General features: G+C 69.9%; 20 protein-coding genes and 1 riboswitch. Of the genes, 8 read left to right on the forward strand and 12 right to left on the reverse strand.

Going from position 1 to position 23,610, the window contains the following annotated elements:
- Position 1: 1 nt before the first annotated feature.
- Entirely contained in the window at positions 2-937 is a 936-nt protein-coding gene (locus tag LPA41_RS32990) for an alpha/beta hydrolase (RefSeq protein ID WP_229075034.1), read from the reverse strand.
- A gap of 168 nt (positions 938-1,105) precedes the next feature.
- Here LPA41_RS32990 and LPA41_RS32995 point away from each other — a divergent pair, with 168 nt between their 5' ends.
- Entirely contained in the window at positions 1,106-2,191 is a 1,086-nt protein-coding gene (locus LPA41_RS32995) for a helix-turn-helix domain-containing protein (RefSeq protein WP_229075035.1), read from the forward strand.
- Here the strand turns inward: LPA41_RS32995 and LPA41_RS33000 are convergent.
- The 6 genes from LPA41_RS33000 to LPA41_RS33025 form a co-directional block, all read right to left on the reverse strand.
- Complete coding sequence (locus LPA41_RS33000) at positions 2,114-4,864, reverse strand: AAA family ATPase (protein WP_229075036.1); 2,751 nt, start codon at positions 4,862-4,864, stop codon at positions 2,114-2,116. The genes LPA41_RS32995 and LPA41_RS33000 overlap by 78 nt on opposite strands.
- Before the next feature lie 88 nt (positions 4,865-4,952).
- Entirely contained in the window at positions 4,953-5,741 is a 789-nt protein-coding gene (locus LPA41_RS33005) for an MBL fold metallo-hydrolase (protein ID WP_229075037.1), read from the reverse strand.
- 88 nt (positions 5,742-5,829) lie between these two features.
- Positions 5,830-6,651, reverse strand: a complete 822-nt coding sequence (locus tag LPA41_RS33010) for an alpha/beta hydrolase (RefSeq protein ID WP_229075038.1) — start codon at positions 6,649-6,651, stop codon at positions 5,830-5,832.
- 25 nt (positions 6,652-6,676) lie between these two features.
- Complete coding sequence (locus LPA41_RS33015) at positions 6,677-7,501, reverse strand: alpha/beta fold hydrolase (RefSeq protein WP_229075039.1); 825 nt, start codon at positions 7,499-7,501, stop codon at positions 6,677-6,679.
- Positions 7,502-7,578: 77 nt separating this feature from the next.
- Positions 7,579-8,460, reverse strand: a complete 882-nt coding sequence (locus LPA41_RS33020) for an alpha/beta fold hydrolase (RefSeq protein ID WP_229075040.1) — start codon at positions 8,458-8,460, stop codon at positions 7,579-7,581.
- A gap of 530 nt (positions 8,461-8,990) precedes the next feature.
- Positions 8,991-9,806: an alpha/beta fold hydrolase gene (locus tag LPA41_RS33025; RefSeq protein WP_229075041.1), complete on the reverse strand. Its 816-nt coding sequence runs from the start codon at positions 9,804-9,806 to the stop codon at positions 8,991-8,993.
- Positions 9,807-9,930: 124 nt separating this feature from the next.
- On the opposite strand from LPA41_RS33025, the gene LPA41_RS33030 reads away from it, so the two are divergent.
- Both LPA41_RS33030 and LPA41_RS33035 read left to right on the forward strand, forming a co-directional pair.
- Entirely contained in the window at positions 9,931-12,657 is a 2,727-nt protein-coding gene (locus LPA41_RS33030) for a LuxR family transcriptional regulator (RefSeq protein ID WP_229075042.1), read from the forward strand.
- A 414-nt stretch (positions 12,658-13,071) separates the two neighbouring features.
- Positions 13,072-13,593 (forward strand): hypothetical protein, encoded by a 522-nt coding sequence (locus LPA41_RS33035; protein ID WP_229075043.1) that lies wholly within the window; start codon positions 13,072-13,074, stop codon positions 13,591-13,593.
- Here the strand turns inward: LPA41_RS33035 and LPA41_RS43390 are convergent.
- Together LPA41_RS43390 and LPA41_RS33040 are read right to left on the reverse strand one after the other, a co-directional pair.
- On the reverse strand, positions 13,506-13,709 hold the full coding sequence (locus LPA41_RS43390) for a hypothetical protein (RefSeq protein WP_374238237.1): 204 nt from the start codon (positions 13,707-13,709) through the stop codon (positions 13,506-13,508). The two genes, LPA41_RS33035 and LPA41_RS43390, sit on opposite strands and share 88 nt — an antisense overlap.
- Positions 13,710-13,751: 42 nt before the next feature.
- Entirely contained in the window at positions 13,752-13,898 is a 147-nt protein-coding gene (locus tag LPA41_RS33040) for a hypothetical protein (protein WP_229075044.1), read from the reverse strand.
- A gap of 502 nt (positions 13,899-14,400) precedes the next feature.
- Here LPA41_RS33040 and LPA41_RS33045 point away from each other — a divergent pair.
- Both LPA41_RS33045 and LPA41_RS33050 read left to right on the forward strand, forming a co-directional pair.
- A complete protein-coding gene (locus LPA41_RS33045) occupies positions 14,401-14,712 on the forward strand; it encodes a hypothetical protein (RefSeq protein ID WP_229075045.1) in 312 nt (103 codons plus the stop codon).
- A gap of 11 nt (positions 14,713-14,723) precedes the next feature.
- Positions 14,724-15,830, forward strand: coding sequence for a serine hydrolase (locus tag LPA41_RS33050; RefSeq protein WP_229075046.1), 1,107 nt, complete (start codon positions 14,724-14,726; stop codon positions 15,828-15,830).
- Between the two features lie 232 nt (positions 15,831-16,062).
- Here the strand turns inward: LPA41_RS33050 and LPA41_RS33055 are convergent, their stop codons facing one another.
- Positions 16,063-16,662 carry a C40 family peptidase gene (locus LPA41_RS33055; protein ID WP_229075047.1) on the reverse strand — a complete coding sequence of 200 codons (600 nt, stop codon included), beginning with the start codon at positions 16,660-16,662 and terminating at the stop codon, positions 16,063-16,065.
- A 6-nt stretch (positions 16,663-16,668) separates the two neighbouring features.
- A riboswitch (cyclic di-AMP (ydaO/yuaA leader) is annotated at positions 16,669-16,843 on the reverse strand.
- Positions 16,844-17,247: 404 nt separating this feature from the next.
- Between LPA41_RS33055 and LPA41_RS33060 the strand changes: the two genes are divergently transcribed.
- Positions 17,248-17,628, forward strand: coding sequence for a DUF6098 family protein (locus LPA41_RS33060; RefSeq protein ID WP_308036654.1), 381 nt, complete (start codon positions 17,248-17,250; stop codon positions 17,626-17,628).
- 8 nt (positions 17,629-17,636) lie between these two features.
- Here LPA41_RS33060 and LPA41_RS33065 read toward each other — a convergent pair whose 3' ends face one another.
- Positions 17,637-18,365, reverse strand: coding sequence for a GAF domain-containing protein (locus LPA41_RS33065; protein WP_229075049.1), 729 nt, complete (start codon positions 18,363-18,365; stop codon positions 17,637-17,639).
- A gap of 114 nt (positions 18,366-18,479) precedes the next feature.
- On the opposite strand from LPA41_RS33065, the gene LPA41_RS33070 reads away from it, so the two are divergent.
- Both LPA41_RS33070 and LPA41_RS33075 read left to right on the forward strand, forming a co-directional pair.
- A complete protein-coding gene (locus LPA41_RS33070) occupies positions 18,480-19,775 on the forward strand; it encodes a cytochrome P450 (protein WP_229075050.1) in 1,296 nt (431 codons plus the stop codon).
- 592 nt (positions 19,776-20,367) lie between these two features.
- Positions 20,368-21,543 carry an ROK family transcriptional regulator gene (locus LPA41_RS33075; protein ID WP_229075051.1) on the forward strand — a complete coding sequence of 392 codons (1,176 nt, stop codon included), beginning with the start codon at positions 20,368-20,370 and terminating at the stop codon, positions 21,541-21,543.
- 273 nt (positions 21,544-21,816) lie between these two features.
- On the opposite strand, the gene LPA41_RS33080 is transcribed toward LPA41_RS33075, so the two are convergent.
- The gene (locus LPA41_RS33080; RefSeq protein WP_229075110.1) at positions 21,817-23,172 is read right to left on the reverse strand and encodes an endo-1,4-beta-xylanase; all 1,356 of its coding nucleotides are present in this window, start codon (positions 23,170-23,172) and stop codon (positions 21,817-21,819) included.
- Positions 23,173-23,610: the final 438 nt, after the last annotated feature.

Genomic DNA, 23,610 nt, shown 5'->3' on the forward strand with positions numbered 1-23,610 from the left:
GTCAGTTCTCCGTCTTCAGGATGGTGCGCAGGAAAGTGATGGCTTGGCTGATGGCGGCTTGCGCGGCGTGGGTGCCGCGCAGGGCGTTGAGCATCACGAAGTCGTGGATGGCGCCCTGGTAGCGCACGGCGGTGACGTCAACGCCGGCGGCGCGCAGCTTGTTCGCGTACGCCTCGCCTTCGTCGCGCAGCACGTCGGCCTCAGCGGTGATGATCAAGGCCGGCGGCAGGCCGGCGAGGTCGGCGGTCGTCGCCCGCAGCGGCGACGCGGTGATCTCCGCACGCTGCGACTCGTCGATGGTGTACTGGTCCCAGAACCACTGCATCGCGTCGCGGCGCAGGAAGTAGCCCTCGGCGAACTGCCGGTACGAGCCAGTGTCGAAGGCCGCGTCGGTGACCGGGTAGAACAGCACCTGTCCGGCCAGGTCGAGGTCACCGCGTTGCTGGGCCGTCAGGGTCAGTGCGGCGGCCATGTTGCCACCGACCGAGTCACCGGCGACGGCGATCCGCGACGGGTCGAGGCCGTGCCCGGCGCCGTGTTCGGTCACCCAGCGGGCGATCGCGTAGTTCTCGTTGATCGCTGTCGGGTATTTCGCCTCGGGCGAGAGGCTGTAGTCGGGGAAGACGACGGCCGCGCCGACGCCGGCGGCGAGTTCACGGGCGAGCCGGTCGTGGGTGTGGTTGTTGCCGAACACCCATCCGGCGCCGTGGATGTAGAGGATCACCGGTAGCGGTCCGGTCACACCCACCGGGCGGAAGATCGTCAGCGCCGGCTCGGTGAATGACTCCTTTGTCGTGCCTGGCACCTGCACTTCGGGACTCTGCACCTGGTCGACGGTCTTGCGGCCATCGACCGGCCCCAGGTCGAACAGATACGGCGGATCAGCCGTCGCGTCGGCGAACGCCTGTGCGGCGGGCTCCAGCACTGGGTCGGACATCATGAATCTCCTGTTGTCGATGGCGTCCGGCCCTCAGCCGTGACGCGGCGACAGATTAGGCAGCCAGCAGTGGGCCGAAGTTGGTCGTGAGCGCACAGCTGATGTCCGTCCGGGACCGGTTCCGGATGGCCGTTGTGCGCCACTCACCCGGCATGCCACCGTGAACGGGTGCAGGCGACGCTGAACACACTCGGGCTGGCGCCGCCGGATCGGGCGGACGCGATTCGCAGCCTGGTCTGGCAGAGCGTTGTGCAGGTCGAGATCGACCACCATGTGCCGGCTGCCGACATGTCGGTCTCACTCATCCTGGGCAGCTGTGGTGACCTCGGCGTCTGCGCGACCCGGGCCACCGCGACGACCGTGCGCCGTACGCCCCGGCTGGCGCGTACGGACACCGAGCCGATGATCTTCCTCAGCCTGCAGCGCTCCGGTTCGAGCATCGTCGTGCAGCACGGCCGGGAAGCGGTCCTGACGCCGGGCGACTTCGCCGTCTACGACACGTCGTCGCCGTACAGCCTGCTCTTCGACGGCGGCATCGACGCCACCTTCTTCCGCATCCCCCGGGCCGTGCTCGCCCTGCCGGACGCCGCCATCCGCGATACTGCGGCAGTCCGCATCAGCAGTGCCAATCCGCTCGCCGGCCTGACCTCGCAGTATCTGGCTCGGCTCGCCGACGACCCGGTCATCCTCAGCGGCGGCTACGGCGCAGCCGCGGCGATCCCGACCATCGAGCTGATCAGGGCGGCGCTGACGGTACAACTCGGCGACGACGGGCTGCGCCGTGAACCGTTGGAGAGCACCCTCGCAGCCCGGATCCTCGCCGACATGCGGGCACACCTCGCCGATCCCGAGTTGTCACCCGCGGCGGTCGCCGCCCGCCACCACATCTCCGTGCGGTACCTGCACCGCATCCTGCAACGCGAGAGCATCCGGTTCGGTGAGTGGGTGCGGCACCACCGCCTGGAGGGCACCCGCCGCGACCTTGTCAACGACGGCCGCGCCGGCACGCCGGTGGCCGCGGTCGCCCGACGCTGGGGCTTCACCGACGCCGCGCACTTCAGCAAAGCGTTCCGCACCGCCTACGGCATGAGCCCCCGCCAATGGCGCGCCACCTCCGACCCAGCAGCCCTCCGGTGCCAAGCTGCTGGCAACGGTGCCACCCGGGCTTCGCGCCGGCTATCCGAGATTGAGAGTCGAGGCGAGCTGTGTACGGCGGGTGATGCCGAGTTTGGGGTAGACGCGGTACAGGTGTGAGCTGACGGTGCGATGGGACAGGAACAGGCGTTCGGCGATCTCGCGGTTGGTCAGGCCCGTCGCCGCCAGGCCGGCGATCTGCAGCTCCTGCGGCGAGAGTCGTTCCCGGGCCGATGACACTCGTTGCCGGCTCTGCTCGCCGGCTGCGCGCAGTTCGGCGCGGGCCATATTGGCCCAGGGTTCGGCGCCGAGTGTGTCGAATGTGTCGCGCGCCATCCGTAGGAGGTTCCGGGCGTCTTGTGTCTGACGCTGGCGCCGGAGTTGCCGGGCGAGGTGCAGCTGAAGCCGGGCCCGGTATACCGGCCAGCGACCCAGTTCCCCGCTGAGCGTCTCGGCCGCGTTCAGGGTTGCGTCGTCGGACGTTACGACCGCCGCGTATCGCGCGGCCAGGACGAGGATCGGCGCCCCGACCCGGTCGGCCAGGTCCGGCAGTTCGGTGATCAGGGTGCGGGCCTCGTTGAGGCGGCCCGCGGCGAGAGCCGCGTCGAGCAGGTCCGGGACCAGCCACCAGCGCATGTACCGGTGGTAGCTGGGGTGTGCGGGTTCGAATGTCTGCGCCAGAACGGTGTAGGCGTTGTGGGCGTCGCCCTGGAACAGGTGCACCAGCCCGCGGGCCTGGGCCAGAGCGACCTGGATGTAGCGCATGCCTTCGGCGAGCGGGCTGGCGGCGACCTCGTCCAACAGGGTCGTCGCCTGGACTAGGCCGCCGCGCATCGCTGTGACGGTGGCGATGCTGGTCTGCGCGGCGACGGAGTAGAAGGCTTCGCCGGTCTCCTGCGCGAGCGTCCGGGCCTCGGTCAGTTCTGCATGCGCGGTGTCCCATTGGCCGAGCCACAGCCGGCCCCAGTTGCTGCCGCCGAGCAGCCGGGCCAGTACTCCCAGTCGGCCTTGAGCGCGTGCGTCGGCCGCTGCGACGTCGATGGAGGCGGAGCTTCGGGCGAAGTCGCCGAGGACCAGCGCCGCGCTGCCGAGAAAGCGCATCGCGTCCGGGCCTGCCCCGGCCCGCCCCGCTTCGGTGGCCTGGCGTAGCCGCTGCAGTATTTCGTGACCGCGCTCTTCCGGGACCGTGTAGGCCAGGATCGCCAGCGCCTGCGGGTCGTCCGGGTGTGGTGCGGCCACGTCGACGAGTGCGGCAACCTTCCTCCGGGCCTCGGCGGTCTCCGGGCCGGTTGCCTGGAAGAAGCACCGCGACGCGGCACGCCACAGCAGTTGCATGCTCACTTCGGGATGGCCGGCCTGGTGCGCTGCGGCGGCGATGTCGGTCAGGTCGCGCACCCGCTGCAGTGGGTCGCGGTACTGCGGGTAGCGCACCACTTCCATGACGTTGGTGAGCCTGGCTTGCTCGACCGGTCCGAGCCCGATCAGGTCGCTGCTGGCGAGCAACTGCTCGACCTCGTGCCGGGCGCCTATCTCGCTGGCCAGTTCGGCAGCTCGCAGCAGTAGTGATCGGGCTGTGTGCGAGTCGTCGGTCAGCTCACCGGCCCGGCGCAGGGCCGCGACCGCCGACATCGTCGCCCCGCGGGTCCGGGCACGTTCGGCGTAGCGTTCGAGCTGATCGGCCAGAAGTTCGTCGGTGCCGATCGTGGCGGCGGCCAGATGCCACAGCTGGCGGTCCGGGAAGTCGGCGAGCTGACCGGCAAGTGCGCGGTGGGCGTCTACACGATCGGCCACCGGTGCCTGCTGGTAGACCGCCGAGCGCATGAGCGGGTGTTTGAACCGTAGGGATGCTCCCGTGAACTTCAGGAGACCGGCGTCGATCGCTTCCTGCGCGTCGTCCAGGCCGATCTGCGCGCCGGCGGTGTCGGTCGCGGCAGCGAGCAGCCGGCGCAGATCGCAGGTCGTGTCGGCTGCCAGCACCAACAGCAGGACGGCCGTGCGCGGGGTGAGGCTCTCGGCGCGGGCAGCGAAGGCCGCCTCCAGCCGGCGGTTCAACGGCAACGCCTGGCCGACGGGGTCGCCCGGCGGTTGCCCTGTCACGGTCTTCGGCAGCTCGACCAGCGCGAGGGGATTACCGGCAGCCTCGGTGAGCAGCCGTCGCCGCACTGCGTGCGACAACCGTGGTGCCCGCGCGTCCAGCAGCGCCGCCGCATCGGTGCCGGCGAGTCTGCCCAGCTCGATGTCGGGCAGCCCGGACCGGCGCTGCGGATCGTCCAGCGCTACGGTGCGGGTCGCGCCAACCACCAGGACGGGTTCGGTCGCCACCCGCCGTGCCAGGAATGCCAGCACGTCGCCGCTGGCGCGGTCGAACCAGTGCAGATCGTCGAGGATGAGCGCCACCGGCTGGCCGACGGCGCTCTCGGTCACCAGTTCCAGTACGGCGAGGGCGACAGCGAACACGTCCGGTTCGCCGTCCTCAAGCCCGACGGCCGTCCGTAGCGCGGAGCGGTGTACGGGCGGTAGATCGCCGATGCCGTCGAAGAGGGGGTGCAGGAGTTGGTGGATCGCGGCGTAGGGCAACTGTGACTCGCTCTCCGCCCCGACCGACCGGAGGACCCGCATGCGCTGCTGCGACGCCGATCGTTCCAGGCAGTCGAGGAGCGCGGTCTTGCCGATGCCCGGCTCGCCTCGGATGACCAGCGCCGCGCCGCTGCCCGCGGCCGCATCGGTCAGGAGGTGGTCCAGCAACGCGAGTTCCGCGTCCCGTCCGAACAGGGGCAGATCCGCGTCAGGCACGCGGTCATTCTGCCATCGCACCTCCGTGCGCTTTGGCTGACGCGATTCCAGATGCATCTGGTCGAGAGGCTGGATGAATGCAGCGCCGTCAGACTGTCAGCTCCGATGGTGTCCCGGGCGTCAACCAGTGCAGCCGCTCACCAAGGTTGTCCTGCTCACCGGCGAATTGGCGTTCCACGGCCTCGCGCCCCTGGGAGAAGTGTTGCCAGCCCTCGTAGTGAACGGGTATGACGGTTGCCGGCCGGATCTGGCGGCACACCCTCATGGCTTGCCGGGCGGTCATGGAGTAGTACAGCGGGCCGGTGATGGGAAACCGGACAGCGCCGAGATGCAGCACCGCGGTGCCGATGTCGAAGCGGCGAGCCACGTCGCGGACCCCGCGAAACAGAACGGTGTCGCCGGAGATCCAGAGTGCGCCGCGTTCCTGCCCGGGCCATTGCAGCAGGAAACCGATGACGGTTCCGGCGATCGGCCGGCTGAGAGGTGGGCCGTGCCGTGCGGGGGTCGCGGTGATCGTCACGGTGGGCCGGCCGGTCGCCCGTAGCTCGGTGGTGGCCCACGGGCGCAATCCTTCTCCGTGGCCGAGGCGCCTGGCGGCGGCGACCGTGGTTATCACCGTGCCGGCGCCGGGCAGCAGGGTGCGGCCGGCGATGTCCAGGTTGTCGCCGTGGTGGTCGTGGCTGAGCAGTACAGCGTCGACGGGCGGCAGGTCCGACACCGGCACGGCCGGCCCGGTGGTCTTGCGTGACGAGGTGCCCCAGCCGAAGGCGTACCGCCGGCCGGGCGGGTCGAAGGTCGGGTCGGTCAGGATCCGCCAGCCGCCGATCTCAAGCAGCGTGGTCGGTCCACCTACGTGGGTGATGCGGATCTGGGTCATGGCAAGGCTCCACCGGGATCGAAGGCGAGGCGGTACGGCGGCGCATCGGTGAGAACCGGGTGCGCCGCCGTACCACCAGGGGCGGGTGTTACCGCGCAGGGGTCCGCGCGTGGCGCAGGGCCCAGTCGAGGACGTCGTCGGCTACCCGCTGCCAGCCCTGGTAGGCCGGTAGCAGGTGGGGAAAGCCGTCGTACACCTTGACCTCGGTCACCGTGTCGGACTTGTAGTGATCGGCGTTGGAGCGCTGGATGGCCGGCGGCATGATGTGGTCTTCGCTACCGGAGACGAACAGCAGAGGCGCACGGTCGTTGTTGCGGTAGTCGACCCAGGTGTCCTGGTGGCCGGGCTGGAAGTTGGCCAGCACGCTGCCCCAGAGGATGCCGCCATTGGCGGGGATCGCGTATCGCCTCCAGAGCGCCTCGGACTCCTCGGGGGTGAAGGTGTTGGTGAACGCGTAGGTCCATTCCTCGAGCGAGAGCGGCACCGTCTTGTGCCGGTTGGCCGGACTCTTGAGGACGGGGAAGGTGGACTTGACCTGGGAAAGTGGCACGACCCGTACGCCTTCGGTGGGTGCGGAGTTCAACGCGACACCGACGGCTCCGTAGCCGTGGTCGAGCAGGATCTGGGTGAACGCGCCGCCGGCGGAGTGGCCGATGAGGATCGGCGGGGCCGGTAGTTCGGCGATGACCGACTTGAGGTGGCCGATGATCTTCGGGACCGTGACGTTCAGGATCGGGGCCGGGTCGGCGTTGAGGGCTTCCACTTCCGCCTCGAATCCGGGGTAGGCGGGGGTGAGTACCCGGTAGCCCTTGTTCTCGTAGTAGGCCTTCCATCCTTCCCAGCTGCGCGGCGTGACCCAGAAGCCGTGGATCAGGACGATGGTGTCGGGGGCGTGCGTTTCGGTGCTCATGTCGACTCCTGGAGTGCGATCGCGGTCAGGCGTTGAGGAAGGTGAGAAGGTCGGTGGCGAGCTGGGTCTTGTGGGTGTCGGTGATGCCGTGCGGTGCGCCGGGGTAGACGATGAGCTCGGCGTCTTTGATCAGGGCGGCTGAGGCGTTGCCGCCCACCTCGAACGGCACGACCTGGTCGTCGTCGCCGTGGATGACCAGCGTCGGCACGTCGAACGTGGCGAGGTCGTCGCGGAAGTCGGTGGCGGAGAACGCGGCGATGCACTCGTAGGCGTTGCGGTGCCCGGCCTGCATGCTCTGCAGCCAGAACGCGTCGCGGATGCCTTGCGCCACGTTCGCGCCGGGCCGGTTGTGGCCGAAGAACGGCCCGTCGGCCAGATCTTTGTACAGCTGCGAGCGGTCGGCGAGAGATCCGGCACGGATGCCGTCGAAGACCTCGATCGGTACGCCGCCCGGGTTGTCCGGCGTCCGCAGCATGAGCGGCGGGACGGCGGCAACCAGGACCGCCTGGGCGACGCGGGCGGTGCCGTGGCGGCCGATGTAGCGGGCGACCTCCCCGCCGCCGGTGGAGAAACCGACAAGGGTGGCGTCGTGCAGGTCGAGGTGCTCGATGAGGGTGGCGAGGTCGTCGGCGTAGGTGTCCATGTCGTTGCCGTGCCAGGTCTGGGTGGATCGGCCGTGCCCGCGACGGTCGTGGGCGATGACCCGAAAACCGTGCTCGGCGAGCATCAGCGCTTGGGCTTCCCAGCTGTCGGAGTTGAGGGGCCAGCCGTGGCTCAGCACGACCGGGCGGCCGGATCCCCAGTCCTTGTAGAAGATCTGTGCGCCGTCGGCGGTGGTCACGTACCCCATGGTTGGGCTCCTTCGGATGTGGTGGTGAGAGGTGTGGCGGGGGTGCGGTGGCCGGCGCGTGCCGGCCACCGCGTCGGTCAGCGGGTTGACCTGGCCATGCGCTGGATCAGCTCGGTGGTGGGGCCGGGGTTGCTCATCATGGCGACGTGCGAGCTGTTGATCTCGACGGTGCGGGCGCCGGCACGCTGTGCCATGAATCGCTGGGCGGCGGCCGGGATCAGGTTGTCGGCTTTGGCTACCAGGTAGCCGGACGGGATCGTCTTCCACGCGGGTACACCGGACAGCTGACCGAGGGTGTGTACGTCGGCCGGGCGCTGTGTGGCGGCCATGACCGCGGTCGTCTTACGGGGCAGGTCGGCGGCGAAGATGTCGCGGAACACGGCGGCCTTGACGTAGGCGTCGTAGCTGGGTTTGCCGTCGATGTCGGTGATCGGCCGGACATCCAGCGCTTCGAAGTTCAGCTTGCTGCCGGTGAACTTGTCCTGCAGGCCGCCGACGGTGTCGCCCTCGGCCGGTGCGAACGCGGCGATGTAGACGAGGGCTTTCACGTTGGGGTTGCCGGTCGCCGCGTTGGTGATGAGGACCCCGCCGTAGGAGTGACCGACGAGCACGACGGGTCCGGTCACCGTCTGCAGGATGCCGGCGAGGTAGGCCGAGTCCGAAGCGACGCCGCGTAGCGGGTTGGCCGGTGCCAGCACCGGGTAGCCGTCGCTCTGCAGCCGGGCGACCACGTCGTTCCAGCCGGACGCGTCGGCGAAGGCGCCGTGCACCAGCACCACCGTCGGTTTCGGCCGGTCCCTGGAAGATGCCGAGGCGGTGGCGGCCGCGCCGAACAGTCCGGCGGCGACGGTGAGGGCCAGCACGAGGACGAGCAGCAACGAGCGTTGCGGCCGGCGGCGTGCGTGCCGGAAAGCCGTCCTGGGTGTCGCGTCGGTTCCGGTGCGGGCGTCGTCATTCATATCCAGTCCCTGGGTTTGTCGGCCTGTCGCGGTGGCCGCGACCTGTGCCATGAACCTAGAAAAGACGGCGGTCGGGCCGCTGCTGTCAGATGACTGCACCTGGCCTCGGATCCGTTGATGACCTACGCCCTGGAGTCGTCACCACGTCCAGTTAGAAGCGCCGTCGCATGACTGCAGTAGCGAAGCCCCGTCGTATGACGGATGCTGCGGCGCTCGTGACGGCTTACCGTGCGCAGACGCAGGTCCCGCGGAGGGCTGCGCGGCAGCGGTCAGCGTCGATCGTGGGTCGAGGGCGGCCAAGATGCCGCTCGGTCTGCGACCATCGTTTCAGGGCAGACGATCCGTTCAACCGGATCTTTGTACGGTAGGGGAGCTGCGGGGCCTTGAGGCTTTCGTCCGTGGGATCAGACGGTCCGGCACCGCACCCGTCCTGTGTGGCGCTCCATGAACCGGCCTCGGCGCAGCTGCGCTCGTCAGGTGAGGCTGAAGCGGTAACCGAGTCCGGCAGTGGCTCGCAGGCCGACAGTGGATCAGCTGGTGAGAGACGCCAGGACGGCCGCGTTGCATTCCTCGGCGTGGGTGACCGGGACCGCGTGCGGGGCGTGGGGGACAGTTGTCACGCGGATCTTCGGCGCGCTGCCGGCCAGCCACCGTGTGACTCGCGCGGGGTCGGTGAGCGCGTCGCCGCCGCCGACGATGGCGAAGACCGGCACGTCGACAGCGCCCAGTGCTGGTCCGAGATTCGCGGTGTCCGCCGCGATGATCGAGTCGGTGACCGCTTTGGCCGACGCCCCCGCAGCCAGTGCCACATGAAACTGTCGTGTCGGTTCGTCGACCGCGGGGAGCCCGTCCACGGCGAACATTCGGCCGACGACCTCGTCGAGCATGGCGACTCGATGGTGCATCGACGCGGCCACCAACCCGCCACCGCTGTGGAGTGTCACGGCATCGGCCGGGTCCGGGTCCGGCGGCGGGCTGATCAGCACCAACCGGCTGAGACGCGTCGTGCCGTGCACCTCCACGTAGCGCAGCACATCGGCGCATCCGGACGAGAAGCCGACGAGCGTCGCGTCATGCAGTTGCAGACTCTCCACCACCCGCGCCAGGTCCGCAGCGAACGTCTCGACGTCGTAGCCGTTCCACGGGTGCGAGGAGCGACCGAACCCACGCCGGTCATAGGAGACGACCCGGTACCCGGCGGCCACGAGCGGACGCACCTGCTGATCCCAGAGGCGCTGCGACAGCGGCCAGCCGTGCACGAGCACCACCGGAGATCCGGAGCCGACGTCCTCGTAGTACAGGTCCACGGGCACGCCGTTGTCCGTGCCGACGACAAGCCGCGACATGGTTCCTCCCTGGTGCCGGCATCGTCGACCATGCTGCGCCCCACCGCCGGCCCGGCAATCGGTCAAATGACTGCACCCACGCCATTCCACCGCAACCGGACCGACCCGCGAGGGAGGACAACCGTTGGACATCGTCGGACGCGAGAGTGAACTGGCGACTCTGTACGCGATGATCGACCGCAGGCCGGGAACCCCGTCGAACCTGACCCTGCACGGCGACCCCGGCATCGGCAAGACCGTCCTGCTCCAGGCCGGTATCCGCTACGCCGAGGAGCGCGGCATCCGCGTCATCGGCGGCACCGGCTTCGAGAGCGAGGCCAAACTCGCCTTCGCCGGTCTGTACCAACTGTTCGGCCACTTGCCGAGCTACCTCGACCGCCTGGAGCCTTTTCACCGTTCGGTCCTGCGCCGCGTGCTCGGACTCGACGACGGCCCGCCCCCGGACCGCCTTGCCGTGTGCACGGCATCGCTTGCCGCCCTCAGCGCGATCGCCGCCGACGGTCCCGTGCTCATCGCGGTCGAGGACGCCCACTGGGTAGACGTCCCGACCCGCGAGGTCATGATGTTCTTACTGCTGAGAATGTCGACCATCGACGTCCGCGCGATCTTCGCCCGCCGGCCACTGGTCGCCAGCGAACGGGTCACCCCCGGCATCGGCATGCTCGAGATACCGCCGCTGGAACCGCTGGCCGCTGCGGAACTGCTCGACCTGCTTCACCCGGACCTTCCCGCACCGGCCCGCGAACGCATCCTGCGCGATGCCGCCGGCAACCCGCTGGCCCTCGCCGACCTGCCGCACGCCTTCGGCACGAATGCCGCCGTCGGCCTGGAGATGCTCCCGGCCGCCGCGCCGCTACGCACCCGCCTCGAAGCGGGCTATGCCGGCCGGGTGACCACGCTACCGGCGCCGACCCGTACCGCGCTGCTGGTGAGTGCCCTCGACGGCGACCCCCTCGACCGCACCGCCGACGCCGCCCACCCCTCCGTGCTGTCACTCGATGACATCGCCGCGGTCGAGCGACTCGGCCTGATCACCCGGGACTCGACCCCGACCCGGCTGACGTTCCGCCACCCACTTGTGCGCTCCGCCATCGTCAACACCGCCGCCCCCGACGAGATCCGCGCCGCGCACCTGCACCTGGCCCAGCAATACCGCGGCAACCCGGAACTGCGCGTCTGGCACCTCGCCGCCGCCACAATCGAACCCGACGAGGCGATCGCCCAGGAGATCGAACGCGGTGCCGCGTTGATCAGCTCCCGGGGTGGCACCGGGCTGGCCGTCGCCGCGATGCAGCGGGCCGCCGCACTGAGCCCATCACCCGACGACGCCGCACGCCGCCTCCACGACGGAGCCGAGCTGGCCAGCGCCTCGGGACAACTGGACCTGGCGCAGCGCCTGCTCGACGAGGCCCGCCATCACACCGACGACCCGAGCCGGTCCGCTCGCGCCCTGACGGTACGCGCCGAAGTCCTGTTACGACGCGACGGCGACCTCGCCGCAGCCGATCAGCTGCTCGACCGGGCGATACGGCAGACCAGCGAGCCGGCGGGCCGGGCACGGGCCACGAAGCTCCTGCTGATGAGTGCCTTCTACAGCGCCGACCACGACCGCTGGGCCCACTGCGCCGCCCTCATGCAACACTGCGACGACGAGGAGCTGCACCTCACGTTCGCCGTGCTCGGCGGCCTCACCGCCGGCGGCGAGACCCTCCGACACCAACTCACGGCGGCATTCGACGATCTTCCCCTCGACGCCCCGCCGGGCCGGGTCGTCGACCTGTGCCGGGCCGCCATGGCCGTCGACGGACTGCGCGAACGACGTACCTGGCTACGCGGCCTGGTCGAACGCGAAAGCGGCACAGGCGCCGTCACCCACGCCGTCGCCGGGCACCTGCTGAGCGCACACGATCACTTCCTTGCCGGCGACTGGGAGGCCAGCGAGAAAGCCGCCGACGTCGGTATGGACCTGGCCGTACGCCACGGCCTCGAACCCGCCGTCAACGACCTGCGCTGCCACCTCGGTTGGCTCGCCGCGGCGCGAGGGGACGTCGAGACCGTTCACGAGTACAGCCGGACGATCGAACGGTGGGCCGGACCCCGCAGCAGCCGCGCTCATCTGGCCCAGTCCACCCGCAACCTCGCCCTTGCCGCGCTGACCGACGGTGACTACGAGGCGGCGTACGAGCACGCGACCACCCTCGTTCGCCCGGGACATCTGCCGGGCTTCGCCCATGCCGCGCTGTGGGCCACCCTCGACCTGATCGAAGCGGCGACCCGGATCAACCGTATCGACGAGGCGCGGGCCCACCTGGCCGCCGCGGAGGCCGCGGGGCTGGCCGACCTGACACCACGGCTGCGGCTGCACATCTACGCCGCCCGCGCGATGCTCAGCCAAGAGGACCCGGTAGGCCTGTACCGGCAGGCGCTGGCCCTGCCCGGAGTCGAACGCTGGCCGTTCGAGCACGCCCGCATCCGGCTCGCACTCGGCGAGCACTACCGACGACACCAACAGCCCGGCGCCGCCCGACCGGAACTACGCCGCGCCACCGACCTGTTCGCCCGCCTCGGCGCCACCATCTGGAGCCGGCGGGCCGAGCAGGAACTACGGGCCACCGGCATCGCGATCACCGGCGCAGGCGGTCCGACCCGCACCGACTCGCAGTCGATCGACCTCACCGCGCAGCAACTCGAGGTCGCCCACCTCGCCGCTGCCGGCCTGAGCAACAAGGAGATCGGGCAACGGCTCTACCTGTCACCACGAACCGTCGGCGCACACCTGTATCGCATCTTCCCCAAGCTCGGCATCACCTCACGGTCTGCGCTACGCGACGCCCTCGACAAGCTCACGTAGCCGCGCACCAAGACGCAGCCAGCAGCGGCGGACATGCCCAACCACACGCCATTCGAGCTGGGCACGCGCATTCCGGATCTCGCGAACGCCGATCAGCGCGGCCATCAACGCTCCAAGCACCGAAGAATCGACACTTCCGAGTTGCGCCCGGTTTGGTGGAGCTTCTCGAACATGGTTGGCGACCAGTGAGGCGCATACGCCGTCGGCCACCCGGGCGCACCGGATTCCTGCTCATCGTCGGCGCGACGGCGCTCTCCGCTGCTCGCGCCCAGTCCAGTCGGCGCCGCAGGCGCCTCCATGCCCGAACCTCGCAGCCACCGGACTCGCGCTGTCGGGCCGGCCTCGTCCGCCGGCCGCAACTAACCCTCACGACATCGAGCTACACCGTTGCCTTGACGGACCCCCGTTACCGCCATGACCTTAGCCATCTGCCGACAGGCAGTCGACACTGAAGCCGTCGCTCAGATCGAGATCCTCGTGCGCCGTCTCGGGCTGCCGGAGGCCACCGTCGTGGCCGAATTGAAGCGAGCCCGCAAGAAGTTGGACCAATTAACACTCCTCAACGACTACGCCCGCCGTGCCGGTCAGCCGCCGATCGACATCAACGGCTTCACGCCGACCGTCCACGCTCTTGACGGCGCCGCGCACGGGCGCGCTCCGCAGGGGGACCCGCAACTGTGGGTCCGGCAGACGAGAAAGATCATCAAGGCTGTTCAAGAGATCAGGAACTGGGTTGGTGAGCCAGGCGAGGTTGAAACCGCTTTCCGCGCCAGGGGGCGCGTCGCGGTCTGCCCGCAGTGCCGTGCGCAGCAAGTGCCAGCGCGCGGTGCGGCTTGTCCCGTGGGCGCTCAGTTGGGATCAAGGTGTGACGGCAGCCAGCTCTCCATGCGGCTGATATTGCGGGCGGCCGCCGTGCTGTCGGGTTCGTTGAGGTAGCCGTGGTAGGCACCGACCTCGCGGATCATGAGGAGGTCGACGCCTGCGGCGGCGAGCTCGGCGCCGTACTGCTGCCCGGAGGCTCGCAAGGGGTCTATGTCGGAGTTGAGGATCATCGTGGGTGGCAGCCCGGTGAGGTCGTGGCCGCCGGGGAAGGCCTACGGCTCGCCCGGGTCGGCGGGGTCCCGCACGTAGTTGAGATTCATCCGGCGGATCGCGTCAGCACCGACCAGATCGGGGTCCGGCAGGGTTGTCACCTTGGCGTGCAGCTCGGCGGCCGGGTAAACGTCCGCCGGTTGAGTCACTGCCCCTGGGGTGCGGCGGGTTAGTGGTGAGTCCGAGCCTGACCCCGGCGCCCTCGGGCCTGGCTGTTGAGTGTCGCCGCAACGTACCCGTCTGGCCGCCCCGAGCGATTCGGTGAGTCCGTCCATCACTCGACCGCACCTGGGCTTCGGTGGACGCCGAACCGTGGGCGGCACGGGCGGGGGAGCCGATCGCGGCCGGCTCGAGCGCCGTGTACGTCGGGTTGTGCGCGATGACCGCTCCCGGGCGACCTGGTCCTACCGGGTGAGCCTGCCTCTTGGCATCGCGGCCTCCTCGGTGTCCATGAGGGTGCCCCATAGCCTTCACTTTCGGCATATTGCAACGACACCGAACCGCATCGTTGCGTTAAATATGCAACGAGTGCAACGATTTAGTGCCGTTGAACTGCACCTATACTAGAAGACCGCAACGTAAGGCTTTCGGGATCGATGAAGGCAACGTAGCGTTTCTGTTGTCAGAAACAAGCAACCGAAGGGCCTCGCGATGCGGAAGTTCGCCACCCCCGCCCCGGTCTCGGCCGTCCTCGACATCCCCGCGGGGCGTATCCGGTTCATTGCCGCCGATCGGGCCGACACCACGGTCGAAATCCTGCCCGCAGACGCCTCCCGCAGCCGTGATGTGAAGGCGGCGGAGCACATCTCGGTCGGTGCCGCCCGGGAAGCCTCCGCGACCCTGGACGCCGGCACCAGCTACGGCCGCATCCACAACGCGCTAAACAACACCGACGGCGCCGCCGCCGGCCTGAACATCCACGCAACCACCGCCCACGGCGACATCACCGCCCGCAGCCTGTGAAGGAGCACCTCATGACCACCGTGACCAATGCCGGGCAGGATCGCCCCGAACTGCAGAAGGCCATCAAAGCGTTCGTAGACGCCGGCTTCGCCGGACTGCAGATGCGGGTCCACGACGATCAGGGCGCATGGGTAGGCAGCGCCGGAGTACGCAAGCTGGGCGAGACCACCAGACCGCCGACCGACGGCCGGTTCTGGGCGGGCAGCGTCGCCAAGACCTTCACCGCCACTCTGGTCCTGCAACTGGTGGCCGAGGAAAAGATCACACTGGACACCTCGGTGGCCGACCACCTGACCGACCTCGGGCTGGATGAGCGGATCACGGTACGGATGCTGCTGCAGCACACCAGCGGCCTGTTCAACTACACCGGCGAGTACTACCCCGACGGGACGGTCGCAGCGGGCATCCCCGCCACGGGCAAGGAATGGGTGGACACCCGGTTGCACACCTACCGGCCGCAGGAGCTCGTCCAGCTGGCGCTGTCCAAGCCGATGCGGTTCGAACCCGGGACCGACTGGAGCTACTCCAACACCAACTACACGCTGGCCGCGCTGCTGATCGAGCAGGTCGCCGACGCGTCATACGGCGAGCAGATGCAACAGCGGATCCTGGGGCCGCTCGGGCTGCGGGACACCGTCCTCGCGGGCAGTACCACGGACCTGCCCGAGCCGCACGCCCACGGCTACTGCCGCTACCAGGACGGCGAGGACTGGAAGGTGGTCGACGTCTCCCGGCAGAACCTCTCCATGCTGCCCGCGGCCGGTGGCGCCATCTCGACCACCCAGGACCTGCTGACGTTCTTCTCCGCGCTCAACTCCGGCAAGCTCCTGCCGGCCGCACTCCTGGCGCAGATGCGCACGCCCCAGGGGCCGATCGACTACGGCCTCGGACTGTTCGTGCAGGACCTGGGCCCGGACTGCGGCGGCACCATCTACCATCACAACGGCGGTGCCCCCGGCGGCTACGGGGCCCTGATGTACAGCACACCCGACGGCAGCAAGACCATGACCGCCGGGATCACCATGGGAGACGCCGCGATCAACCCGGCCGAGGTGTTCCCGGCCGCATTGGACACACTCGTCAAGACGGTGTTCTGCAGCGATCACGCCGGGCACTGACCCAGCGCGCGGACTGCCTCCCACCACTTGCTGGACGCCAGCCTCGCCACGTGCTTGACGTGCGGAAACACCGATATCAACGGGTCGGGCATCAAGTGCTGCCCCTGGTCGCGCCCGGCCTTCTCAACCGACCCGGTTGCTGCACGGCGAACGCCGCCCGCACCTCGTCAAGACGGTGCGGGCGGCGTCGTGTGATGTCCGGGCGTGAAGCGCGGACGGTGTGGTACCTGACTCAGACCAGGCGCCGGACCACGTAGTTCTTGCTCCAGATCTTCTGCTTGGAGACGGTCTTGCCGGTCCGGGGCGCCGACCACATCTTGCCGCCACCGGCGTAGATGCCGGCGTGCGTGCCGCGCGAGCCCTTACGGATGATGATCAGGTCACCCGGGCGCTTCGCCGACTTGGACACGGCCTTGCCGTACCGCTGCTGCGAGTTCGCCTTGTGCGGCAGCTTCTTGCCCGCTGCCTTCTTGTAGACGTACTTGGTGTAGCCGGAGCAGTCGAACCGCTTGGGTCCGGCGGCGCCGAACTTGTACTTTTTGCCCTTGTGCCGGGCCGCCTCGGTCACGACCCGCTTGCCGGCCGCCTTGGATTTGGCGGCCTTGGACGCCGCGGCCTTGGACGCCGCGGCCTTGACGGTGATGCCGGCCTGGCTGAATGCCACGCTGCTCTGCGAGAACACCTGTGTGGCGGCTACCGCAGACGACTGCGGAGCGGCGCTGGCTGACTGTGGTGTGCCGAGCCCGCCGGTGAGAAGACCGAGACCCACGGACAGGGCGAGAGTGCCGGTTCCCAGGGTGCGGGCGGGCCGGCTCGAGGTGCGTACGCGCACGGTGAAGGATTCCCTCCGGCACGCCTGCGAGGTTAGCTGTCGGATTCGGGCTCGAAGGATTGCCCGGCCGCGTGGTGGCGGCTTCACCCCAAGGTCTCCGGCCGGGTCGCCGCGGACGGCGTGCCGGTCGGGGACCGATAGTGGTTCCCCCGTCCCTGCCCCTGAATGCCTCATGACTCGTCATGCGGGCTCGTGCCGCCGGACCGGGGCAGGGCTCGGCGTGGTCCGGGTCGGCACGACCGGCGAGCAGGTGCCCGCCGCCCCTCCTTGATAGCTCGACCCGGGACGGGGCTCGCCCACCGTATCGATTACATACAGTGACGACCGATCTGAGTCATGTCCGTTTTGGAAGAGCACTGCGAAGTTTGCCGAAACAGCATGCTCATGGGTGGTGACACTGGGGTGTTGTTGATCTGTGAAAGGGAACACGATGAAATCCGGAGCGTCGCTCTCCGTGGCTTCGACGGCGGTCCTCCGCGCCGACGGTCCCGGCCGACCATCGGCCCGTCGATCGTGACCGTTCGTGCCGTTGAACGATGATGCGTACCCCCGTCGACGGCACTGCCCGGCCCGGCGGGCTGAGGCGTGCACCCCGGACGGCACGCAAGAGTTCGGGGCCGCCTGCGGGGGCTTTCGGCGGGTAGCCGGGCCGGAACGCGGGGGCTCGGTGGACGTGTTCCTCTAGGCCTGGCGGTGGAGGAGTGGTGGCGGGACCGGCCGGTACGCCTCTGGGTGGCCCGGCGGCTGTACGACTACCGCCACCTGGCGAACCTGCGCGGCCCCGGCGTCCGGCCGTGGGTCCTGCGAGGCGAACTGTGCGGGCGCGGGCCGGACAACGAGCCGCTGGTGCGGTGCCACCGGCCGGTGGCGTGGATCGCCGACACCGCCCTGCGCGAGGCGATGACCGAAGTGGAGGCGCAGGGTTCGGGGGAGTGGGGCCCGCTGGATCGGCGGACCAGCGCCTGATCCCGGCCTCAGAGCAACTCTTTGAGAACGGCCTCCGCCGCACCGCCCAGCGAGGTCCCGTCCGCCGCGGCCCGCGCGCACAGGTCGATGTAGGCGTCGCCGGGGTTCCCGCCGAGCACGTCCAGGGCGAGCTGGATGGTGGCGCGGACGGCCAGGGCCCCGGCGTATCCGGTGAGCAGTTCCTCGGCGCCGGGGTCGGACACCGGTAGGCCCGGGACGTCCAGGTCGAGTTCGCGGCTGGTGGCGTACAGCTGCGCCACCCCGGCGATCAAGGGCTCCATCGCGGCGTCGTCGCGGCCGTAGAGGTTCAGCACGGCGAGCGGTGTGCCGCGGCCGCCGTACAGCGGGACCGAGATCGACGCCCGCAGCCCCAGAGCCGGGGCCACCTCGTGGAAGCCGGGCCAGTCGATGGTCGCCGCGATGTCGGGAACCCCGACCGGTTCGCCGGTCTCCAGCGCCTGCAGGCACGGCCCGGCCCGGTCCGCGAACTGTGCCTCGTCGACGGCGAGCGCGATGTCGCTGCTGGCCACGACGGTGGTGTACTCGTCGCCGCGCAACGTCGTGATCGAGGCGTAGTCGGCGGCGGCGACCCGCTCGGTGGACAGGGCGGCGATCGTGGTGAGTCGTTCCGGGATGCCGGAGGCGTGTTCCGGTGTCTCCGCCAGCGTGACCATGGCTTCGGCCAGCGGCCCGTGGCGCTGGGGCGATACCCGTTCCGGGTGCTGTGATGTCGGCATGAGCGCATCCCCCGTGTTCAGCGGTTCCGACTACCGGGCACGCATACCCGGCCGGCGCGGACCTACGCGTGGGCGGCGGCGTTTCCCGGCGCGGAACCGGGGCATACGGCGCACATGTCTGAGCATCGGCGTCCACACATCGACGACAGCCTGGGACTGATCTCGCAGGGCTACTCCTGGCTTCCGGGACGGTTCCGGCGCGCCGGCGGCCCGAGCATCGTGCACACCCGGCTGATGGGCCTGCGGGCGGTCGCGTTGCGCGGGCCCGAGGCGGTGCGCTTCTTCTACGACGAGTCGCACGTGCGGCGGCACGGCGCGATCCCGGAGCCGGTGCAGGGGACCCTTTTCGGGCATGGCGCCATCCACACGCTCGACGGTCTGGACCATCGCAACCGCAAAATCATGTTCCTGTCGGCGCTCAAGGACGTGCGCGAGGTGGGACGGCTGGCGGAACTGACCGGGCAGATCTGGGACGAGGCGGCCGGGCAGTGGGCGCGGCAGCCGCAGACGGTGCTCTTCGACGAGACGGCCCGGGTGCTGACCAGGGCGGTGTGCGAGTGGGCCGGTGTACCGCTCGCCACCGAGGACGTCGCGGACACGGCCGCCGACTTGACGGCGCTGGTCGACGGGTTCGCCACCCTGGGACCGCGGCACTGGCGGGCCCGCCGGGCCCGGGGACGCTGCGAGCGCCGGCTTGCCGATCTGATTCAAGGGGTACGCGACGGTACGGTCCCGGCAGCCGCCGATTCGGTGCTGGAGCTGGTGGCCCGCCACACCGGGACCGACGGCCGGCTGCTCGAGCCGAAGCGCGCCGCGGTCGAGCTGCTGAACGTGATCCGGCCGACGGTGGCGGTGTCCTGGTTCGTCGCGTTCGCCGGCCACGCGCTGCACCGGTGGCCGCAGCACCGGGAGAGGCTGCGGGCCGGCGACCGGGCGTGGGCTGTCGCTGTCGCGCACGAGCTGCGCCGGTTCTACCCGTTCGCGCCGTTCGTCGGCGGCCTGGCCGCGCGTGACCTGACCTGGCAGGGCGAGCGCATCCCGGCGGGCGCGATGGTGTTGCTCGACATCTACGGGCAGAACCACGACCCGGCACTGTGGCCGGACCCGTACCGTTTCGATCCCGGCCGTTTCCTCGACCGGGAGCCCGGCCGCGACGAGCTGATCCCGCAGGGCGGCGGTGACCCCCGCACCGGCCACCGGTGCCCGGGCGAGGATGTCACTGTCGCGCTGCTGGCAACCCTGCTGATCCGGCTCGCGCGGCTCGACTTCGAGGTGCCGGAGCAGGACCTGGACATCTCGCTGCGCCGGATCCCGGCCCTGCCGCGCAGCCGGGTGGTGCTGCGCGTGACCGGCTCGGCGCGCTCCGAGGGCGCCTCGGACGCCGTGCGGCACGCCACGCCGTACCGCTGACAAGCCGGCCGGACCCGGAATCTGCTGCGTCGCGTCCGCACCCACGGTGTTGATCTGCTGCGCCGCGTCCGCACCCGCGGTGTTGATCTGCTGCGTCGCGTCCGCACCCGCGGTGTTGATCTGCTGCGCCGCGTCCGCACCCGCGGTGTTGATCTGCTGCGTCGCGTCCGCACGGCGGTGTTGATCTGCTAGCGATGCGATATCGCGGTTTTGACCCCATGATCACAGCGATTTCGTAGCGCTAGCAGATCAACATCTCGCCGGGGCGGCGCGTCGGCGCGCACCGGGCAACCGTATTCGGCCGGCACGATCCGCAGGCGACGTCGACGCACATGCCGGCCAGGCCCTTGACCGGGCCGGCCCTTGAGCGGCCAGGCCCGGCCCTGGCAGCGTCGGCCGGTACAGTCCGAAGAGGACTGCCGCGCCCGGTTCGACCACGCCCGGCGTCGCGCAGGCAACCATCTTCACGCGTCATGTCGCTCCTGGCGGAGAGGCGAGGCGGAGAGGCGAGGTGGGGTGGCGCACGTATTAGGGGCGCGGGCCCGGTGACTGTTAAGTTGCCTTAACGATAGTGGTCGATCTGGAGGTATCGATGGCGCGTCTGGCCGGCTCGTCCAAGCTGCTGCGCGCCATGAACGAGAGTGCGGCGTTCGCCCTGCTGCTGGATCCGGGCATGCTGACCCGGGCCGACCTGCGCGAGGTGACCGCGCTGTCCACGCCGACTATCTCCGAGGCGCTGCGCCGGCTGACCGACGCCGGGCTGATCAGGGTCGCCGGGTACGCCAGCGGCCGCCCCGGGCCGAACGCCGAGATCTACGCCGTCCAACCGGACGCGGCCTACGCGGCCGCGGTGTCCGTCCGCGACGTCGGTACCAGCGGAACCCCGTCGGTGGCCGCCGCGCTCTGCGACCTGACCGGCGTCGTCCGTGCCCGGTTCGAGTCACGCGTCGACTTCCTCGGCGCCGACCCGATGGCCGTCGTGTCCGACGTGGTCGCCGAGCTGCGCGAGCGAGCCGGCGTCCCGGCCGGCCGGATCCGGCACGTGCAGCTCGGCGTGCCGGGCTCGTACGATCCGGGAACCGAGACGATCCGCCTGGTCGACGTGCCCGGCTTCGGCCGTCCCGGGCTGGTGCCGGAGATCGCCGCGGCGCTGGGTACGCGCGTCGGCGCCGACAACGACGTCAACCTGGCCGCGGTGGCCGAGCGGCGGCGGGGCGCCGGCCGGGACACGGAGAACTTCGCCCTGCTCTGGATCGGCCAGGACGGTCTCGGTCTGGCCATCGACATCAACGGGACACTGCTGCGTGGCGCCCGGGGCGGGGCCGGGGAGATCGGTTACGTGCCGCTCTGTTCGCCGGACTCACCGCACCGCAAACTGGACCTGCAGGACCTCTTCGGTGGCTCGGCGATCATGGAGCTGGCCCGGGAGAACGGCATCGCCGGCGACACCCCGGCCGCGGTGGTGGCCGCGGCCGCGACGGCCGGTCCCGGCGAGTTCCTCACCACGCTGGCCGAGCGGATCGTGGTCGGCCTGGCCGCGGTGGTCGCGGTCCTGGACCCCTCCGTGGTCGTGCTCGCCGGACCGATCGCGCAGGCCGGCGGCGACCTCCTGCTCGCCGCCGTGAGCGACGCCTTCCGGGGGGCCGTCCCGCTGGAGAGCTCGATCGCCGTCACGGCTGTCGAGGACGACGCGGTGCTGCTCGGCGCCCTCGACGCGGGCCTCGCCGCGGTCCGCGAGGCACTGCTCACCACGATCCGAGACGGCTGACCGGGCCGTCTTCCGGTATCCGGGCAGGCCGGCCGCGCGCGCTCGGCCTCGAACGCCGTTGCCGACGGGAACGCGACGGTGAGCACGTCGGTGAAGCCGCGGTCCGCCGCCTGCATCTCGCACGTGCGCTTTGACCTAGCTCGGCGAAGACGTCGCGCGCCGCGGCCAGGACGCGGTTGCGGTTACGTAGGCCGTGTCCGGGCGCTCGCGCGGTGAGGCGATGCGGGTGACCCCGCACCGCCTCGTCATCCGCACCGCCCCACCGCGGCGGGATCAGGTCAGGCCGAACCGCTGGTTGGCCTGCCCGTTGCAGTCGTAGATCTGGATCTGCTGGCCGTTACCGGTGCCCCACACGTCCAGGCAGCGCCCGGACTGCACGCCGGTGATCGTGCCGTTGGTGTTGACGTTCCACTGCTGGTTGGCCTGCCCGTTGCAGCTGTAGATCTGCACGGCCGAGCCGTTGCCGGAGCCGGCCGCGTCCAGGCACCTGGTGCCGTACACGGTCAGTTGCCGGCTCGACGTCAGCGTCCACACCTGGTTCGCCTGGCCGTTGCAGTCGTAGAGCTGGACGCGCGTGCCGTTGTTCTGCGACGCGCCCGGCACGTCGACGCACCTGCCGGACTGGGCGCCGACGATCCGGTTCCCGGTGCCCGGCGTGGTGGAGGCCGACGGGCTCGGCGCCGGTGAGGACGGTGCCGGGCCGGCGGCGTTGAGCGCGTTGAGCACCGACGTGTAGGCCGCCTTCTTGTTGCCGCCGCCGTCGAACAGCAGCGGGTTCTCGTTCGCGCGCCACGAGTCGCTGTCCCGTACGCCCCACACGGTGATGCCGATGCAGCGCGGCACGTTGAGACAGGCTTGGGTCAGCCCGGCGTACTGCGTGGTCGAGGCGTTGGTGACGTCGACCTCGGTGGGGGTCACGTCCACGCCCAGGGCGGCGAAGTTCGCCAGCGTGGTCTGGAAGTTGCCGGGCAGCGAGCTGCCGCCGGTGAAGTGGGTCTGCAGGCCCACGCAGTCGATCGGCACGCCACGGGCCTTGAAGTCCCGGACCATGTTGTAGACGCCCTGCGTCTTCCCGTACGACCAGTTCTCGATGTTGTAGTCGTTGTAGCAGAGCTTGGCCGACGGGTCGGCGGCGCGCGCGGTGCGGAACGCCACCTCGATCCAGTCGTTGCCGGTGGACTGCAGGTTTGACGAGCGGCGGCTGCCGTCCTCGTTGAAGGCCTCGTTGACCACGTCCCAGGAGTGGAGTTTGCCCCGGTAGTGGGCCATCACGCCGTTGATGTGCTCGATCATCGCCTGGCGCAGGGCGCTGCCGCCGAGGCTCTGCATCCACCCCGGCTGCTGTGCGTGCCAGGCGAGGGTGTGCCCGCGGACCCGCATGCCGCGCTCGGTCGCCCAGTTGTAGATGCGGTCGCCGGCGCTGAAGTCGAACCGGCCCCGCTGGGGCTGCGTGGCGTCGGGCTTCATCTCGTTCTCCGCGGTGACCATGTTGAATTCCCGCGCGGCGATCGACGTGTACGCGGCGTCACCGAGCCGGCCCGCCGCGATGGCCGTGCCGAAGTACCGGCCGGACTGTGCGGCAGCGGCGCCCAGGGTGCCGGCCGCAGCGTCGGCATGGGGCATCACCATCAGGGCGCCGAACGCCCCGACGGCGGCGACGGTACCGACGATGAGCGCCCGGAACTGCGGCGAACGCCGTCGTGCGGGGGTGGGGGAGTTGACTGGGGATCTGTCGACCACGAGAGCTTCCCTTCTCGGCTCTGCGTCCGGCCGCCGAGATACACACGCCGCTGTGCGGGTGAATGGCGGCCGGTGGGGCGCACGAGCCGGATCAAAAGCGATTGGCTTCAATGCACCGCCATGCTGGCACGGCAACAAATCGGAAACAAGAGATTCCGGGTTTTCTCCGGAAGTACCAGCAGTCTGACCAGCTGTTCGGACTCTCTATGCGGTGGTTCCGCCGATAGTGCCGGAAGTGAATCCGAGAGTTTCGGGACCCTGCTATTCGCGAAAAATGACTCCCTCAAAATTGTTACGCTGCGCCTTACGCGCTTTTGAGCTGCTGTT

It is taken from the genome of Actinoplanes sp. DH11, from assembly GCF_020873875.1.
GTDB lineage: Bacteria > Actinomycetota > Actinomycetes > Mycobacteriales > Micromonosporaceae > Actinoplanes.

Excerpts from the sequence above, each read along its gene's own strand:
- LPA41_RS32990 (WP_229075034.1), bottom strand. The coding sequence starts at position 937 with ATGTCCGACCCAGTGCTGGAGCCCGCCGCACAGGCGTTCGCCGACGCG.
- LPA41_RS33005 (WP_229075037.1), bottom strand. The coding sequence starts at position 5,741 with ATGACCCAGATCCGCATCACCCACGTAGGTGGACCGACCACGCTGCTT.
- LPA41_RS33010 (WP_229075038.1), bottom strand. The coding sequence starts at position 6,651 with ATGAGCACCGAAACGCACGCCCCCGACACCATCGTCCTGATCCACGGC.
- LPA41_RS33015 (WP_229075039.1), bottom strand. The coding sequence starts at position 7,501 with ATGGGGTACGTGACCACCGCCGACGGCGCACAGATCTTCTACAAGGAC.
- LPA41_RS33020 (WP_229075040.1), bottom strand. The coding sequence starts at position 8,460 with ATGAATGACGACGCCCGCACCGGAACCGACGCGACACCCAGGACGGCT.
- LPA41_RS33025 (WP_229075041.1), bottom strand. The coding sequence starts at position 9,806 with ATGTCGCGGCTTGTCGTCGGCACGGACAACGGCGTGCCCGTGGACCTG.
- LPA41_RS33035 (WP_229075043.1), top strand. The coding sequence starts at position 13,072 with ATGACCTTAGCCATCTGCCGACAGGCAGTCGACACTGAAGCCGTCGCT.
- LPA41_RS43390 (WP_374238237.1), bottom strand. The coding sequence starts at position 13,709 with ATGATCCTCAACTCCGACATAGACCCCTTGCGAGCCTCCGGGCAGCAG.
- LPA41_RS33045 (WP_229075045.1), top strand. The coding sequence starts at position 14,401 with ATGCGGAAGTTCGCCACCCCCGCCCCGGTCTCGGCCGTCCTCGACATC.
- LPA41_RS33050 (WP_229075046.1), top strand. The coding sequence starts at position 14,724 with ATGACCACCGTGACCAATGCCGGGCAGGATCGCCCCGAACTGCAGAAG.
- LPA41_RS33065 (WP_229075049.1), bottom strand. The coding sequence starts at position 18,365 with ATGCCGACATCACAGCACCCGGAACGGGTATCGCCCCAGCGCCACGGG.
- LPA41_RS33070 (WP_229075050.1), top strand. The coding sequence starts at position 18,480 with ATGTCTGAGCATCGGCGTCCACACATCGACGACAGCCTGGGACTGATC.
- LPA41_RS33075 (WP_229075051.1), top strand. The coding sequence starts at position 20,368 with ATGGCGCGTCTGGCCGGCTCGTCCAAGCTGCTGCGCGCCATGAACGAG.
- LPA41_RS33080 (WP_229075110.1), bottom strand. The coding sequence starts at position 23,172 with ATGGTGATGCCCCATGCCGACGCTGCGGCCGGCACCCTGGGCGCCGCT.